This window comes from Variovorax sp. OAS795 (assembly GCF_040546685.1).
Lineage (GTDB): Bacteria > Pseudomonadota > Gammaproteobacteria > Burkholderiales > Burkholderiaceae_C > Variovorax.
This window is the reverse complement of record NZ_JBEPOH010000002.1, coordinates 724,949-739,368: the sequence shown is the minus strand read 5'-3', so window position 1 is coordinate 739,368 and position 14,420 is coordinate 724,949. Positions and strand designations below refer to the sequence as shown.

Annotated in this window: 13 protein-coding genes; 2 read left to right on the top strand and 11 right to left on the bottom strand. The window is 69.3% G+C overall.

All coding sequences use genetic code 11. The annotated features are described in order from the left end of the window. Nucleotides 1-270 precede the first annotated feature (270 nt). The 6 genes from ABID97_RS29095 to ABID97_RS29070 form a co-directional block, all read right to left on the bottom strand. Nucleotides 271-1,872 carry an MFS transporter gene (locus ABID97_RS29095; protein WP_354402961.1) on the bottom strand — a complete coding sequence of 534 codons (1,602 nt, stop codon included), beginning with the start codon at nucleotides 1,870-1,872 and terminating at the stop codon, nucleotides 271-273. Further along, nucleotides 1,865-2,260 carry a DoxX family protein gene (locus ABID97_RS29090; protein WP_354403086.1) on the bottom strand — a complete coding sequence of 132 codons (396 nt, stop codon included), beginning with the start codon at nucleotides 2,258-2,260 and terminating at the stop codon, nucleotides 1,865-1,867. Before ABID97_RS29090 ends, ABID97_RS29095 begins: the two co-directional genes overlap by 8 nt. Before the next feature lie 5 nt (nucleotides 2,261-2,265). Next, nucleotides 2,266-4,158: an amidohydrolase gene (locus tag ABID97_RS29085; RefSeq protein ID WP_354403085.1), complete on the bottom strand. Its 1,893-nt coding sequence runs from the start codon at nucleotides 4,156-4,158 to the stop codon at nucleotides 2,266-2,268. A 107-nt stretch (nucleotides 4,159-4,265) separates the two neighbouring features. After that, nucleotides 4,266-4,541, bottom strand: coding sequence for a DUF1427 family protein (locus tag ABID97_RS29080; RefSeq protein WP_354402960.1), 276 nt, complete (start codon nucleotides 4,539-4,541; stop codon nucleotides 4,266-4,268). 14 nt (nucleotides 4,542-4,555) lie between these two features. Then, nucleotides 4,556-5,209 carry a hydrolase gene (locus tag ABID97_RS29075; RefSeq protein ID WP_055798514.1) on the bottom strand — a complete coding sequence of 218 codons (654 nt, stop codon included), beginning with the start codon at nucleotides 5,207-5,209 and terminating at the stop codon, nucleotides 4,556-4,558. A gap of 71 nt (nucleotides 5,210-5,280) precedes the next feature. Beyond that, nucleotides 5,281-6,003, bottom strand: coding sequence for a pirin family protein (locus ABID97_RS29070; protein WP_354402959.1), 723 nt, complete (start codon nucleotides 6,001-6,003; stop codon nucleotides 5,281-5,283). A gap of 166 nt (nucleotides 6,004-6,169) precedes the next feature. Here ABID97_RS29070 and ABID97_RS29065 point away from each other — a divergent pair, with 166 nt between their 5' ends. Continuing rightward, nucleotides 6,170-7,078, top strand: coding sequence for a LysR family transcriptional regulator (locus ABID97_RS29065; protein ID WP_354402958.1), 909 nt, complete (start codon nucleotides 6,170-6,172; stop codon nucleotides 7,076-7,078). Nucleotides 7,079-7,084: 6 nt separating this feature from the next. On the opposite strand, the gene ABID97_RS29060 is transcribed toward ABID97_RS29065, so the two are convergent. Genes ABID97_RS29060 through ABID97_RS29045 form a run of 4 tightly spaced genes read right to left on the bottom strand, consistent with a single transcriptional unit; the run spans nucleotide 7,085 to nucleotide 12,355 of the window. Then, nucleotides 7,085-8,419 carry an MmgE/PrpD family protein gene (locus tag ABID97_RS29060; protein WP_354402956.1) on the bottom strand — a complete coding sequence of 445 codons (1,335 nt, stop codon included), beginning with the start codon at nucleotides 8,417-8,419 and terminating at the stop codon, nucleotides 7,085-7,087. Nucleotides 8,420-8,442: 23 nt separating this feature from the next. Beyond that, nucleotides 8,443-10,539 (bottom strand): acetate--CoA ligase family protein, encoded by a 2,097-nt coding sequence (locus tag ABID97_RS29055; protein WP_354402955.1) that lies wholly within the window; start codon nucleotides 10,537-10,539, stop codon nucleotides 8,443-8,445. Further along, a complete protein-coding gene (locus ABID97_RS29050) occupies nucleotides 10,536-11,342 on the bottom strand; it encodes an enoyl-CoA hydratase/isomerase family protein (protein ID WP_354402954.1) in 807 nt (268 codons plus the stop codon). The genes ABID97_RS29055 and ABID97_RS29050 overlap by 4 nt, the downstream gene beginning before the upstream one ends. Further along, nucleotides 11,339-12,355, bottom strand: a complete 1,017-nt coding sequence (locus tag ABID97_RS29045; protein WP_354402952.1) for a tripartite tricarboxylate transporter substrate binding protein — start codon at nucleotides 12,353-12,355, stop codon at nucleotides 11,339-11,341. The genes ABID97_RS29050 and ABID97_RS29045 overlap by 4 nt, the downstream gene beginning before the upstream one ends. Before the next feature lie 168 nt (nucleotides 12,356-12,523). Between ABID97_RS29045 and ABID97_RS29040 the strand changes: the two genes are divergently transcribed. Continuing rightward, nucleotides 12,524-13,330: an IclR family transcriptional regulator gene (locus tag ABID97_RS29040; protein ID WP_354402951.1), complete on the top strand. Its 807-nt coding sequence runs from the start codon at nucleotides 12,524-12,526 to the stop codon at nucleotides 13,328-13,330. Here the strand turns inward: ABID97_RS29040 and leuB are convergent. Next, nucleotides 13,327-14,406: a 3-isopropylmalate dehydrogenase gene (gene leuB / locus ABID97_RS29035; protein ID WP_354402950.1), complete on the bottom strand. Its 1,080-nt coding sequence runs from the start codon at nucleotides 14,404-14,406 to the stop codon at nucleotides 13,327-13,329. The genes ABID97_RS29040 and leuB overlap by 4 nt on opposite strands. Nucleotides 14,407-14,420 lie beyond the last annotated feature (14 nt).

The window sequence follows — 14,420 nt, the reverse complement described above, 5'->3', positions numbered from 1 at the left end:
CGCAGGTCTTTGTGCCCGGCGGTCGATGGTTGCGCTGAAAGGGAGAAAGCGGACCGCCGGGCTCAGGAATGTGCTGGCGTCAGCTGGCGGCGCGCCTTGTTGTTTGCGAGCGCACGCGCGCAGGCCGCTGCGAGGAGCAGCGTGGCCAGGGCGGCATGGGTGCAGACAAGGGCGGTGGTCATGCCCCGAGTCTAGGCAGTGCGCGGCGCGAAGGCAACCAATGACCTCATGCTTCCTGCCAGATTGACGCGCGCCGCGCGGACCCGGTCGTCAGTCCCCGATAGAGAGGAAGTGGTGCACCACGGGCTTGTCCGGGCCGATGTGGAAACGCATGGCCTCGCCCTGCAGATCTGCATCGGCATGCGACACGCGGTGATGCTGGCGCAGGTGCTCGGCCCACGATTCGACGAGGAACCACTCCACGATGCGCTCGGCATCGACCGTGTGCTCGGTGATGCCCCAGGCATAGGCGCCGTCGCGCCGCCGCTCGAGCGAGAGCCGCTTCATCACCGCGAGGAAACCGGCGCGGTCCTCCTTGCGGATGCGGTACTCGACCTGGATCATCACGGGCCCGCGGTCGTGCGCCACGGGTTCGGCCACCAGCGGCTCGGGCCAGTGGTTGGAAGGCTGAAGATCGGCCTCGCCGGCCGGCAGCCGCACGCGGTGGAACAGGAGCGCCACCACCACGAGGCCCACCGCACCCGCCACCAGCGTGGCGGGCACGCCCACCTGCTGCGCGACCAGACCCCAGCCCAGGCTGCCGGCGGCCATGGCGCCGTTGAAGACCGTGAGGTACACCGCCAGCCCGCGGCCGCGCACCCAGTTCGGCAGGATCGATTGCGCCACGCCGTTGAGCGTGGTGAGCGCAATGATCCAGCCCAGCCCGAGCACCAGCAGCAACATCACCGCGAGCCACTTGGGCGGCGCGAACACGAGGCTGCCCATGACGGCCGCGGTGAGCAGCGATGCGAGCAGGATGAGCCCGTCGGCATCGAGCCGCGCACGCAGCCGTGGCATCACCAGCGCACCGGCGATCGCGCCCGCGCCCACGGCGCCCAGCAGCACGCCGTAGAAGCTTGCCGTGCCGCCGAGCATCTGGCGCGCCACCAGCGGCAGCAGCGCCCAGACCGAACTCGCGAACAGGAAGAACACGGCCGCGCGCAGCAACACCACGTGCAGCTCGCGGCTGGCGCGCGTGTAGCGCAGCCCGGCGCGGAAGGCGCCGAGAAAGTTCTCGGACAGCCCGCTGTCGGCCGCGGCGGGGCGCTTCCACCACAGGAGCGCCGCGATCACGAACACATAGCTCAGCACGTCGACGCCGTAGGTGACTGCCGCGCCGAAGCTCGCGAGGATCAGGCCGCCCGCGGCCGGGCCGATGGAGCGCGCGATGTTGATGCCCAGCGAGTTCAGCGCCACCGCGCCCTTGAGCTCGCTGCGCGGCACGAGCTCGGGCACGATCGACTGCCAGGTCGGCCCCATCAGCGCGGCGCCGATGCCGCCCACGAAGGTCAGCGCAATGAGGTACTCGACCGTGAGCGCACCGGTGTGCGAGAGCACCAGCAGCGTGCCGCTGACGGCCGCGAGCACCAGCTGCACGAAGATCAGGAAGCGGCGCCGGTCGAGGATGTCGGACAGCACGCCGGCCGGGATCGCGAGCAGGAAGATCGGCAGCGTCGCGGCGGTCTGGATCAGCGCCACGGCGGTCGGGTTGGCCGAAAGGTCGGTCACCAGCCACGAGCTCGCCACGTCGCGCATGAAGCTGCCGATGTTGCCGAGCACAGTAGCGGCCCACAGCACCGCGAACACCGGCTGGCGCAGCGGCGCGAAGGCGCCGGGCTGCGAAGGGGCGGCGGTTTTCAGGGCATCAGTCATGGGTACGTTCCTTCAGGTCATGCCACGCTACCAGCAGGAAGCCGCCGACCAGCCCGAGGTGCTCGAAGAAAGAGTTGGCGGCCATGAAGCGCTCGGGCTGCGGCATCTCCCAGAAGCGCAGCGCGACGAAGGTCGCGAGCAGCGTGAAGCCGCCCAGCGCGAGCGCGCCGAGCCAGCGCAGGCAGCCCGTGAGGATGAGCGCCGAGGCGCCCAGTTCCAGCACGATGACGCCCAGCGCCAGCGGCGCCGCAGGCGACAGGCCGAAGTGCTTCATCTCGGCCAGGGCCGCATCGAAGTCCATGGCCTTGTTGAGCCCGCCCTGCAGGTAGGCCGCGCACAGCAGCAGCAAGGCGGCCCAGCGCACGGCGCGTGAAGGTGTCCAGTGCATCGCCATCACACCGCCCAGCAGGCGCAGCCGAGCGCGCCCCAGAAGCTCTTGAGATCCGCGATGGGCAGCTTGCTGCTCCACGCCGTCGCGTGCTGGTGGCCGTGCACGCCGCAGTTGTTGGCGCAGGCGCAGGCCATGGCCGCGTGGCGCATCGCCTTCTGCAGCGGTGCGCCCTCGGCGTCGCCCCAACCGCCGTAGCCGCCGAAGCTGCGCACCGGCGACCAGTCGGGCATGGCGGGCGGCGGCGCGCCTTCGTCGTGCGGCTGGAACGGCCCCGCGGCGTACACCACCTTGCCGCCGACCATCGTCAGGAGCGACGTGGTGTCGGCAATCTCCGATTCCGCGCAGGCGAAGAAGTCGCGGTCGGGCACCACCAGGTCGGCCAGCATGCCGGCCTCGATGCGGCCCTTCTTGCCGACCTCGTTGGAGAACCAGGTCACGTTCTCGGTCCACATGCGCAGCGCCGCCTCGCGGTCCAGGCAGTTGCGCTGCGGGTACAGCTGCATGCCGCCCACGGTCTTGCCCGTGACCAGCCACGAGAGCGACACCCACGGGTTGTAGGAGGCGACGCGCGTGGCGTCGGTACCGGCGGACACCTTCACGCCTTTTTCGAGCATGCGCCTGACCGGCGGCGTGGCCTCGGCTGCGCCGGCGCCGTAGCGCTCGACGAAGTACTCGCCCTGGTAGGCCATGCGGTGCTGCACCGCGATGCCGCCACCCAATGCGGCGATGCGGTCGATCGACTTCTCCGAGATGGTCTCGCAATGGTCGAAGAACCAGTTCAGGCCCGCGAGCGGCGTGTCGCGGTCGACCTTCTCGAACACGCCGAGCGCGCGGTCGATGGTCTCGTCGTAGGTCGCATGCATGCGCCAGGGCCATTTGTTCTGCACCAGCACGCGCACCACTTCTTCCAGGTCGCCTTCCATCTCGGGCGCCATGTCGGGCCGCGGCTGGCGGAAGTCCTCGAAGTCGGCGGCCGAGAAGACCAGCATCTCGCCCGCGCCGTTGTGGCGGAAGTAGTCGTCGCCCTGCTTGTACTTGGACGTGGCCGTCCAGTTCAGGAAGTCCTGCTTCTCCTGCTTGGGCTTCTGCGTGAAGAGGTTGTAGGCCAGGCGGATGGTGAGCTGCCCGGCATCGGACAGCTGCTGGATCACCTGGTAGTCCTCGGGGAAGTTCTGGAAGCCGCCGCCCGCGTCGATGGCGCCTGTCACGCCCAGCCGGTTGAGTTCGCGCATGAAGTGGCGCGTGGAATTGAGCTGGTATTCGAACGGCAGCTTCGGACCCTTGGCCAGTGTGGCGTAGAGGATGCTCGCGTTGGGCTTGGCCAGCAGCAGGCCGGTCGGGTTGCCGGCCGCGTCGCGCACGATCTCGCCGCCGGGCGGCGCGGGCGTGTCCCGGGTGTAGCCCACCGCGCGCAGCGCCGCGCCGTTGAGCAGTGCGCGGTCGTACAGGTGCAGCAGGAACACCGGCGTGTCGGGCGCCACCGCGTTGAGCTCGTCGATGGTCGGCAGGCGCTTCTCGGCGAACTGGTGCTCGGTGAAGCCGCCCACCACGCGCACCCATTGCGGCGCGGGCGTGATGGCGACCTGGCGCTTCAGCATGGCCATCGCGTCGGCCAGGCTGCGCACGCCGTCCCAGCGCAGTTCGAGGTTGAAGTTGAGGCCGCCGCGGATGATGTGCAGGTGGTTGTCGATCAGGCCCGGCAGCACGCGCCGGCCTTGCAGGTCGATCACGCGGGTGTGGCTGCGGGCCATCGGCAGGATGTCTTGCGCGCGGCCCACGCGGGTGAAGCGGCCTTCCGCGATGGCCACGGCGTCGGCGACGGGGTTGGCGCGGTCCAGCGTGGTGAAGCGGCCGTTGTGCAGGATGAGATCGGGGGCGGTCGGGGTGCCTGCCATGTCGGGTGTCCTCGAAGGGTTGGATTGGGCCGATGCGGTACCGGCCAGCGCGGCGCCGAGGGTGCCGAGGCACAGCCGCCGGCGTTGTTCGTCGATGGAGGGATCGCTCATGCTTCTTTGCCCGGTGCGGCGGCCTGGCCGGCCTTGGCGCATTGTGGCAATTCGCCGAACACATGCGGCTTGACCTGGTGGTGCAGCCAGGAAGTGGCCGCCGCCTCGGGCTTGAGCCAGCCCTTGACCAGGGGCGGGACCTGCTCGCCGAGCAGGATTCCCAGAAGCCCCACCAGGGCGATCACCGGCGGGGCCGGCGAGCGCACCTGGAAGAGCGCGTAGATCACGCCGACCAGAAGGCCCAGCGCAAGCGACAGGACATAGGGCTTCATCGGAATGCGCCCGCTCAGCCTTCGTGTGCGCCGAACATGGTCTTGGCGTAGGTCACGCCCAGGCCGTAGGCGCCGCCGAACTTCTTCGCGATGCCGGTGGTGAGTTCGTAGGTGTCGGTGCGTGCCCAGTCGCGCTGCAGCTCGAGCAGGTATTGCAGCGAGGTCATCGGCTGCGCGCCGGCCTGCACCATGCGGTCCATCGCGCGGTTGTGCGCCTCGGTGGACACGTCGCCGCAGGCGTCGGCAATCACGAACACCTCGAAGCCCTGGTCGAGCGCCGACAGCGCCGGGCCCACGATGCACACGCCGGTCCACAGGCCCGACAGCACGATGCGCTTCTTGCCGATCTCGTTCACGCGGTCGATCACCGCCGCGTCTTCCCAGGTGTTCATCGAGGTGCGGTCGAGCATCTTCTGGCCCGGGAAGGCATCGGTGATCTCGCTGAACATCGGGCCCGAGAAGCTCTTCTCGGCCACGGTGGTGAGGATGGTCGAGACGCCGAAGCCCGCCGCCGCGTTGGCCACCAGGGCGGCGTTGTTGCGCAGGTTCACCGCGTCGATCGAGTGCGTGGCAAACGCCATCTGCGACTGGAAGTCGATCATGACCAGCGTGTGGTCGGCGGGGGTGAGCAGCTTGGCGCCGGCGGTGGGGGTGGCTTTGATGGACATGAAGTACTCCGTTTGAAAAATTGAAGAAAGAAAGAAAGGAAGGAACAGGGAACAGGGATGCGTCGAGCGCGTCAGTGGAAGGAAGGCAGCTCGTTCGGCCGCAGGTCGAACACCAGCACCTCGGCGCCTTCGCCGCGGGCCAGCTCGATCTGCCGTTCTCCGCGCAGCCGAGCGCCGTCGCCCTCGCCCAGGCGCTGGCCGTTGAGCTCGACGCTGCCGCGCGCCACATGCACATAGGCATGGCGATCGGCGCCGAGCTCGAGCGAGGCGGATTCATCGCCATCGAACAGGCCGGCATAGACACGGGCGTCCTGGTGCACTGCGAGCGAGCCGTCGGTGCCTTCGGGCGAAACGATCAGGCGCAGGCGGCCGCGCTTTTCTTCCGGCGCAAAGTGCACCTGCTGGTAGCGCGGCGCCACGCCCCTGGCGCTCGGCGTGATCCAGATCTGGAGAAAGTGCAGCGGGTCGGCCGCGGAAGAGTTGAACTCGCTGTGCCGCACGCCGGTGCCCGCGCTCATCATCTGCACGTCGCCGGGGCGGATGACGGAGCCCGTGCCCATCGAGTCCTTGTGCTCGAGCGCGCCTTCGAGCACGTACGAGAAGATTTCCATGTCGCGGTGCGGGTGGGTGCCGAAGCCGCGGCCCGGATGCACGCGGTCGTCGTTGATCACCAGCAGGTCCGAGAAGCCCTGTTGCGCGGCATCATGGTAGTGGCCGAAGGAGAAGGTGTGGCGCGACTTGAGCCAGCCGAAGTCTGCGAGTCCGCGGTCATTGGCGCTGCGAATTTCCAACATGATTGAGTCCTTTGTGGTTCGACGGGTTCGATTTGATTCACAATGGTCCCGGGGATGAATCCCCGAGGCATGGCTGAATCATCTTTCTTTTCCCGGCACCCTTCGACGAAACATTTAGCCGTCAATCATCGAATTTTTCGATGATCCGTTTTCCAAGGACTTGCCCGTGCTGAAGCTCAGTCTCGAAGCCATCGAACTCGTGGACGCCATCGCGCGCCACGGCTCCTTCGCCGCCGCGGGCGCGCGCCTGAACAAGGTGCCCTCGACCATCTCCTATGCCGTGGGCAAGCTCGAGGAGCAGCTGGGCATGCTGCTGTTCGTGCGCAACGGGCCGCGCGTCACGCTCACGGCCGCCGGAGATGAGATGCTCAAGGAGGGCCGCTGGCTGCTCGGCGCCGCGAGCGATCTCGAATCGCGCATGCGGCAGATCGCCACGGGCTTCGAGTCGGAGCTGCGGCTGGTGCACGACTCGCTGATTCCCACGCAGGCGCTCATCGACGACATCCGCGCCTTCGAGGAACTGCGCTGCGGCACCCGGCTTCGCATCGGCTGCGAAGCGCTCACCGGCAGCTGGGAGGCCCTGCGCGAAGGACGCGCCGACATCGTCATCGCCGCGGGCGAAGGGCCGGCCGGCGGGGGCTACCAGGCCGTGATGGTGGGCAGCCTCGAGTTCGCGTTCTGCGTCGCGCCGACGCATCCGCTGACCCGGCTCGGCCGGCCGCTGCATCGCGGCGACCTGCTCGAGCACAACGCCATCGTGGTGAGCGACAGCGCGCGCACGCTGTCCGACCGCACCGTGGGGCTGCTGGCCGGCCAGCACCGCGTGGCGGTGCCGAGCATGGCCGCGAAGATCGCCTGCCAGGCCGCGGGCCTGGGCCACGGCTTCCTGCCGCGTGCCTGCATCCACGGCGAGCTGGCGCGCGGCACGCTGGTCGAGCTCGCCACCGACGAGCCGCGCGCGCCCGAGGCGTTCTGGCTCGCCTGGAAGACCAACGCGCGCGGCCAGGCGCTGCGCTGGTGGCGCGAGCGGCTCAACCGCACGCTCGTGCCGGCGCTGCTGCCGCGTTCGCTCTGAGGGGCGCTACACGGGGGCCCGCATCGTCGCCCTGCCATCGAGCGTCCAGAGGCGTTCGAGCAACGCACGCGCGCGCTCCTCGCCGAGCACGGGCGAGGACAGCTCCAAGAACTTGCCTTCGAGCTCGGCATCGGTCAGCGGCTCCTCCGGGTCGCCCTTGCGGTTGGGCTGCAGGTGTTCGAGGCGCCGGCCGTCGCGGGTTTCGATCACCACGCGCGCGGCGCGCTGGCCCGGGAACGCGGCGTCCAGTTCGGGATCCACCGCGACACCGATGCGTTCCATCAGCGCCCGCGTGGCCGGGTCGTCCAGCCGCCGGGGTTCGTAGGCCGCGAGGCGCACGCTGCCGTGCACCAGCGCGGTCGCGACCACGTAGGCCAGGCTGAAGCGCGCCTCGTTCGCCGTGGCGGGATGCGTGTAGCAGGCGATGTCGAGCGCGGGCCGGTAGGTTGCAACGTGCACGCGTTCGATCTCGTCCGGCGCGAGACCATGCCGCGCCTTCAGCGCCAACGCGCCGTCGATCGCGGCAAAGGTATGGCCGCAGCCGATGTGGTTCTTGAAAGTGAGGCGGGTGATGTGGAAGTCCTGCCCCAGCGTCGCGCCCACTTGCGACCAGTCGGGGCCGTTGCTCATCGCGCGCCCCAATCCGGCCTCGCCGTCGAGCACGTCGAGCGAGCCCGTCACGCCGCGCCGCGCGAGCTGGGCGGCGAGCACGCCGGCCTCCGCCGCGCGGCCCGCATGCAGCGGCTTGGACATGGAGTCCATGCGGAAGGCCTGCTGCAGGCCCGCCGCGAAGGTGGCAGCCGTGGCCAGCGCATGCGCGAAGGCCGCTTTGTCCAACCCCATCAGCCCGCCTGCGGCGGCCGCCGCGCCGAAGCTGCCGACGGTGCCCGTGCTGTGCCAGAAGCGGTAGTGCGGGCGCCCCATGACCACGCCGATGCGCGTCGACACCTCGTACCCGAGCACGACGCCGCGCAAGAACTGCAAGCCGCTGGCGCCCACATCCTGGCTTGCCGCGAGCGCCGCCGCGATGGTCGCGGCGCCCGGGTGGTACATGGCGTCGCGAAAGCTGTCGTCCACTTCGGCCGCGTGGGCGGCCGTGCCGTGGATCAGCGCGGCCGCGCGCGCTGTGGCGGCGCGACCGCCCACGAGACAGGCACGACCGTGGTCCAGGTCGTCGGCCAGTACGTCTTCGAGCTGTTGCACCGGCGCGGTACCAAGGCCGGGAAACAGCGAGGCATACCAGTCGATCACCGCGCGCTTGGCATGGTGGACGACTTCGGCCGACAGTTCCTGCGTTCGGAACCCGGCGGCGTAACGGGCAAATACTTCGGTGGCGTGCATGTGCGTGCTCCTCGATCCGCAGCTCAGCCGGCCAGCACGACGACGCCGTCGGCCGCGCGCACGCCCTGCCCTTCGGGCAAGACGAACAGCGGGTTGATCTCGGCCTCGGCAAGGCGATCTCCGAGCTGCGCCGCCATGCGCGAGAAGGCGACGATGGCGGTGGCCAGTGCTTCGACGTCGGCCTTGGGACGGCCGCGAAAGCCGTCCAGCAGCGGCCAGGTCTTGAGCTCCTGCGCCATGCCGATGGCCTCTTCGCGACGGAGCCCACCTTGCGGCGGCAGGAGGCGCATCGACGTGTCCTTGAACAGCTCGGCGGTGACGCCACCCATGCCGAGCAGGATGGCCGTGCCCAGCACGTCGTGGTGCATGCCCAGGATCAGCTCGGTGCCGCCGCCCACCATCTCCTGCACCAGGAAGCGCTCGGGCCGCACGCCGGCCTTGGCTTCCACCTCGGAAGCCATCGCCTGCAGACGCGCGCCCACCGTCTGCGGCGTGAGGTTCACGGCCACGCCGCCGACGTCGCTCTTGTGGGTGATCTGGGCCGACAGGATCTTCAGCACGACGCGTCCGCCGAGTTCGCGCGCCGCCGCTTCGGCCTCCGAAGGCGTTGCCACCACGCGCTCGCCCGCGCCATCGATGCCGAAGCGCGTGAACAGCTGCTTGGCCTGGGCTTCGTCCAGCGAGCCGGACGGAATGTCGTCGATGGGCACCGTTGGACGCGCCGCATCGGCCGGCGCCGGCGCCTGCCATTCGCCCACCTTGCGCATGGCGCCGAGGGCGGCCGCGCAGCTCTCGGCCGCCGCGAAGGCCGGCACGCCGCGCTGCGTGAGCAGCGCTCCCACTTCGGGCGCATGGGGGCTCACATAGGCGATCACGGGCTTGTCCGAAAGGGGGAGGCAGTCCTCGATGGCGCCTGCCATCAGTTCGGGCATAGCCAGGCTGGACGAGCCGACGATGATGGCCAGCGCGTCGTAGCTCGGGCTTGCGAGCAGCACCTTGATGGCGCCGCGCAGCAGGTCCGGCTGCAGGCCGGCCAGGGTCACGTCGATCGGGTTGCGGTCGAGCACGGCGTGGTCGCCGCTCTGCAGCGCGCGCAGGGCCTCGGCCGTGGCGGCGTCAGGCGGGGGCGTGTCGAAGCCCTGCATGCCCAGGTCGTCGGACACAAGCGTGCCGGCGCCGCCGGTGGAGGTGAGGATGGCGATGCGATTGCCGCGCAGGTTGCGGCCGGTGGCCAGCGCCACGGGAATGTCGAGCAGGTCGCCGAAGGTCTGGGCCCGGATCACGCCAACCTGCCTGAACAGCGCGTCGTACATGCTGTCCGCGCCTGCCAGTGCGCCGGTGTGCGAGACCGCGGCCTTGGCGCCCGCCTCGGAGCGGCCGATCTTGAAAGCGACCACGGGCTTGCCGGCGTTCGCGGCCTTCAGTGCCGCGGCGCGGAACTTCGCGGGATTGCGGATGCTTTCGACATAGAGCGCGATCACCTTCGTCTCCGGATCGTCGGCCAGGTGGTCGACGAAATCGGCGAGCTCGAGATCGACTTCGTTGCTGGTCGAGATCAGCTTCGACAGGCCGATGCCGCGCGGCGCAGCGCGCGACAGCAGCGCGCCCAGGATGCCGCCGCTCTGCGAGACCACGCCGATCCCGCCGACCGGGAAATGATCCATCTCGAGCGCGCCGCTGGCCGACAGCACGATGTTGTCGCTCAGGTTGACCAAGCCGATCGTGTTGGGCCCCAGGATGCGCATGCCCCCGGCCGCTTCGATGAGCTGCCGCTGCCGGCGCGCGCCGTCTTCGCCGGTCTCGGTGTAGCCGCTCGCGAGCACGATCGCGGCGGCGGTTCCCTTCGCCGCGAGTTCGCACACCGCGAGATGCGCGCGCTCGGCGCCGAGCAGCACGATGCCGACGTCAGGCGTGCCTGGAATCGACGCGATGTCGGGGTAGCAGCGCAGGCCGCCGATCGTTTCGGCGCGCGGATTGACCGGGTAGATTTCGCCGGTGAACCCATGCTTGCGAAGGTAAGCCACGGGGCGGCCCGCGGTCTTCGCGGCGTCGCCGGAGGCGCCGATGACCGCGACGCTGCGCGGCTTCAGGAGCCTCGCGATGGCATTCACCTCGTTCATTGCGCGGACTCCTTGTTCGCGCCGCTCCTGGCGAGAAACGCCATCACCGATTCGCGGTGCTCGGTGCTGGTGTAGCAGATGCCTTGCGCCTGGCTGCCTTGGGCGAACACCTGGTGCGACGACAACTCGAAGCTCTGGTTCAGGATCGTCTTGCCCAGTGCGAGCGCGGTCGGCGAGCCCTTGCTCATCTCGGCGGCCCAGCGCTGCGCGTCCGCCACGAGGCCCTCGGCCTCCGATTGGCGATCGACGATGCCGAGCTTCAGCGCCTCCCCGGCTTCCACCTTGCGGCCGCTGAAGATGAGTTCCTTGGCCTTGGCCAGGCCCACCCGGCGCGGAAGAAAGTACATGCCGCCGCCGTCGGGAACGATGCCCCGATGGATGTACGACCAGCTGAAGCTCGCGGCGTCCGACGCGATGATGAAGTCGCAGGCCAGTGCCGTGTCGGCACCCAGGCCCGAGGCCGCGCCGTTGACCGCGGCGATCGTCGGCTTGGGCATGGTGTGAAGGAGCGACTGCGTGTGGTGCACGCGCTGCTGCCGGCTCCATCCGTTGAAGCCGACCTCGCCCGCGGGCGCCTGCATGCGACGCTCCATGCCGGCAATGTCGCCGCCAGCGCAGAAGCCCTTGCCGCGGCCCGTCAGCACCAGCGCGCGGATGCTCTTGTCATAAGTCACGTGCTCCAGCGCGGCGATGAATTCGGTGCGCATGGCGTCGCTCATCGCATTGCGCTTGTCGGGGCGGTTCAGCCACAGGGTGCCGATGCCGTTGGCGACTTCCAGTTCGATCAGGTTGCTGCTGCTCATTTCGTTTCTCCGTTCATTCCGCGGTGATGTTGTTTTTCCTTGACCACCTTGCGCCAGCGCGCTTCCTCGCCCTTGGCGTACTTGTCGAAGTCCTGCGGCGAGCCGCCCTGGATCACAAGGCCTTCGGACTCCACGCGCTTGCGGAAGGCTTCGGTCTGCACGGCTTTCTTCGCAGCCGCATTGAGGCGCACGATCACGTCGGCCGGGGTTCCTGCCGGCGCATAGAGGCCATACCAGCTGTCCGCGACATAACCGGGCACGCCGCTCTCTGCGATGGTCGGTACCTTCGCGAGGGCCGGGGCCGCGGACCGCGTGGCGGTCGTCACGGCCAGCGCGCGCAGCTTGCCGCTCTCGACGAAGTTGCCCACCGCCGCGGCGGTCGCGAACATCACGTCGACCTGTCCGCCCAGAAGGTCGGTGATGGCGGGGCCTGCGCCGCGGTACGGGATGTGCGTGATGTTGGTCCTGGTGAGGTTCTTGAAGAGCTCGCCGGCCAGGTGGGCCGACGTGCCCGCGCCCTGCGACGCGAACGAGAGCTTTCCCGGGTCCTTCCGGGCCGCATCGAGCAGGTCCTTCACCGACTTGAGCGGGCTGTCCGCGCGGACCACCAGCACGTTCGGGGAGATGCCCACCAGCATGACCGGCGTGAAAGCCTTGTCGTGGTTGTACGGGAGCTTGGGCTGGATGCTCGGGTTCACCACGTGCGCGACGGTGGCCATCACCATGGTGTAGCCATCGGGTGCGCTCTTGGCCACCGCATCCGTGCCGATGATCGTGCCCGCGCCGGGCTTGTTGTCGATGATCACGGGCTGGCCCAGCTCCTGGCCCATCGTGATGGCCATGGTGCGCGCCACCAGGTCGGTACCGCCGCCCGGTGCGAACGGCACCACGAGCTTGATCGGCTTCTCTGGAAACGCCGCGCGCGCGGGCATCGCGGCCAGGCTTGCGGCGGCGCAGGCGATCGAAAGAAGAAGGGCGCTCCTGGCACGTGCCAGGATCGTGGTGTTCTGCATGGGCTGTCTCCGTCAAAAAAGGAATGTGCGAAATCCATCGGGGCGGCCCTGCGGCTCTTCTCGTCGACTGGGTACAGCTTAGGCGCATGGGCCTCGTGGCACAGCCCCCGATTTCCACTGGATGGAAATTTGCGTTAGGCTCGGCCCTGTCGCCTCGAGCCCCCTTTCATGCCCTCTCCTCCAGACTCCATACCGCGGCGCCAGCATCACGAAGATCCGCTCCTGAACCGGTCCCTGGTGCGGGGCATCGAGATCCTGCGCGCCTTCCGGCCGGGTGCGGACCTGCTGGGCAACGGGGAGATCGCAGAGCGCACCGGCCTCTCGCGTGCGACCGCGAGCCGCCTGACGCAAACGCTGGCCGAGACCGGCCTGCTCGAGCATGACCGCAGCCGTCGGGCCTACCGGCTGGCGGCCCCCGTGCTGAGCCTGGGCCACGCCATGCGCTCCGGATCGCCGGTGCTCCATGCGGTGGCGCCGCTGATGCGCGCACTGGCCGAGAAGATGCGCATCAATGTCGGCCTGGCGGCGCCGGACCGCGATGAGATGGTGTATCTGGAATCGGTGCGCTACAACCGCAAGGTGGCGCTGCGCAACGTGGTCGCGGGCCAGCGCGTGCCGATGGAACTCACCTCGCTGGGAAGGGCCTACCTGGCCGTAGCGCCACCCGCAGAACGGCGCGCGCTGCTGGCCGGATTCAAGGCCGCGCGGCGTTCGGAATGGGGCCGGATCCGCGACGAGATCGGCGCCGCGATGGCCAGCGTCGAACAGCGGGGCTATTGCGTGGCGTCATGGCAGCCCGAGGTGGTCGCGCTCGCCGCGCCGCTTGTCATGCCCGGCCGGCCGATCCATGTCTTCAATGTGAGCGTTGCCACGGCGGCGAGCATCCGGGACACCGAAGAGGAATTGCGGGGACCTCTGCTTGCCTTGCGGGACAAGGCATGCGCGGTGCTGATGGCGGCGGAGCCGCAGCGCTAGCCGCCGCTCCTTCCAAGCGCCGCCACCACGGCCTCGCCCATCTCCTCGGTGCCCACGCGGGTGCAGCCGGGCTGGAAGATGTCGCCGGTGCGCAGCCCATCGGCCAGCACGCGGCGCACGGCGCCTTCGACGCGGCCGGCAGCGCCGGGCTGGTCGAACGAGAAGCGCAGCATCATCGCCATCGACAGGATCGAGGCCAGGGGGTTCGCGAGGTTCTTGCCCGCGATGTCGGGCGCGGTGCCGTGCACCGGCTCGTAGAGCCCGAAGCTGCCCGCCGCCATCGAGGCCGATGGCAGCATGCCGATCGACCCGGTGAGCATTGCGGCCGCGTCGGAGAGGATGTCGCCGAAGATGTTGCCGGTGACGATCACGTCGAACTGCCGGGGCGCACGCATCAGCTGCATGGCGGCCGCATCGACGAACAGGTGCGTGAGCGCCACGTCCGGGTATTGCGCGCCGACGCGCGTGACCACCTCGCGCCACAGCTGCATCACCTCGAGCACGTTGGCCTTGTCCACCGAACACAGCTTGCGCCCGCGTGCCCGCGCGGTGCGAAACGCCACATGCGCGATGCGCTCGATCTCCGGCTCCGAGTAGCGCATGGTGTTGAAGGCCTCGCGCTCGCCGGCCGCGTTGAGGCCGCTGCCCCGCGGCTCGCCGAAGTACACGTCGCCCGTGAGCTCGCGCAGGATCATCAGGTCGAGGCCGTCGACCACTTCGGCTTTCAGCGTCGAGGCGCCGATCAGCTCGGGAAACAGGAAGGCGGGCCGGAAGTTCGCGAACAGGCCCAGCTCCTTGCGCAGGCGCAGCAGGCTCGCGCCCGGCCGCATCATGAACGGGATCTCCTCGTCGCCCGGCATGCCGGCCGAACCGAACAGGATCGCATCGGCCTTGCGCGCGATCTCGCTCGTGGCGGCGGGCAGCGGATCGCCGGCGGCATCGATGCCGGCCTGCCCGATCGCCGCCTCCACCAGTTCCAGGGGCCGGGCGCCGCCCACCACTGCCTTGAGCACTTTCACGGCCTCGGCCGTGACCTCGCGGCCAATGCCGTCGCCCGGCATCACTGCTATCTTCATTTCAAACCTTTCTG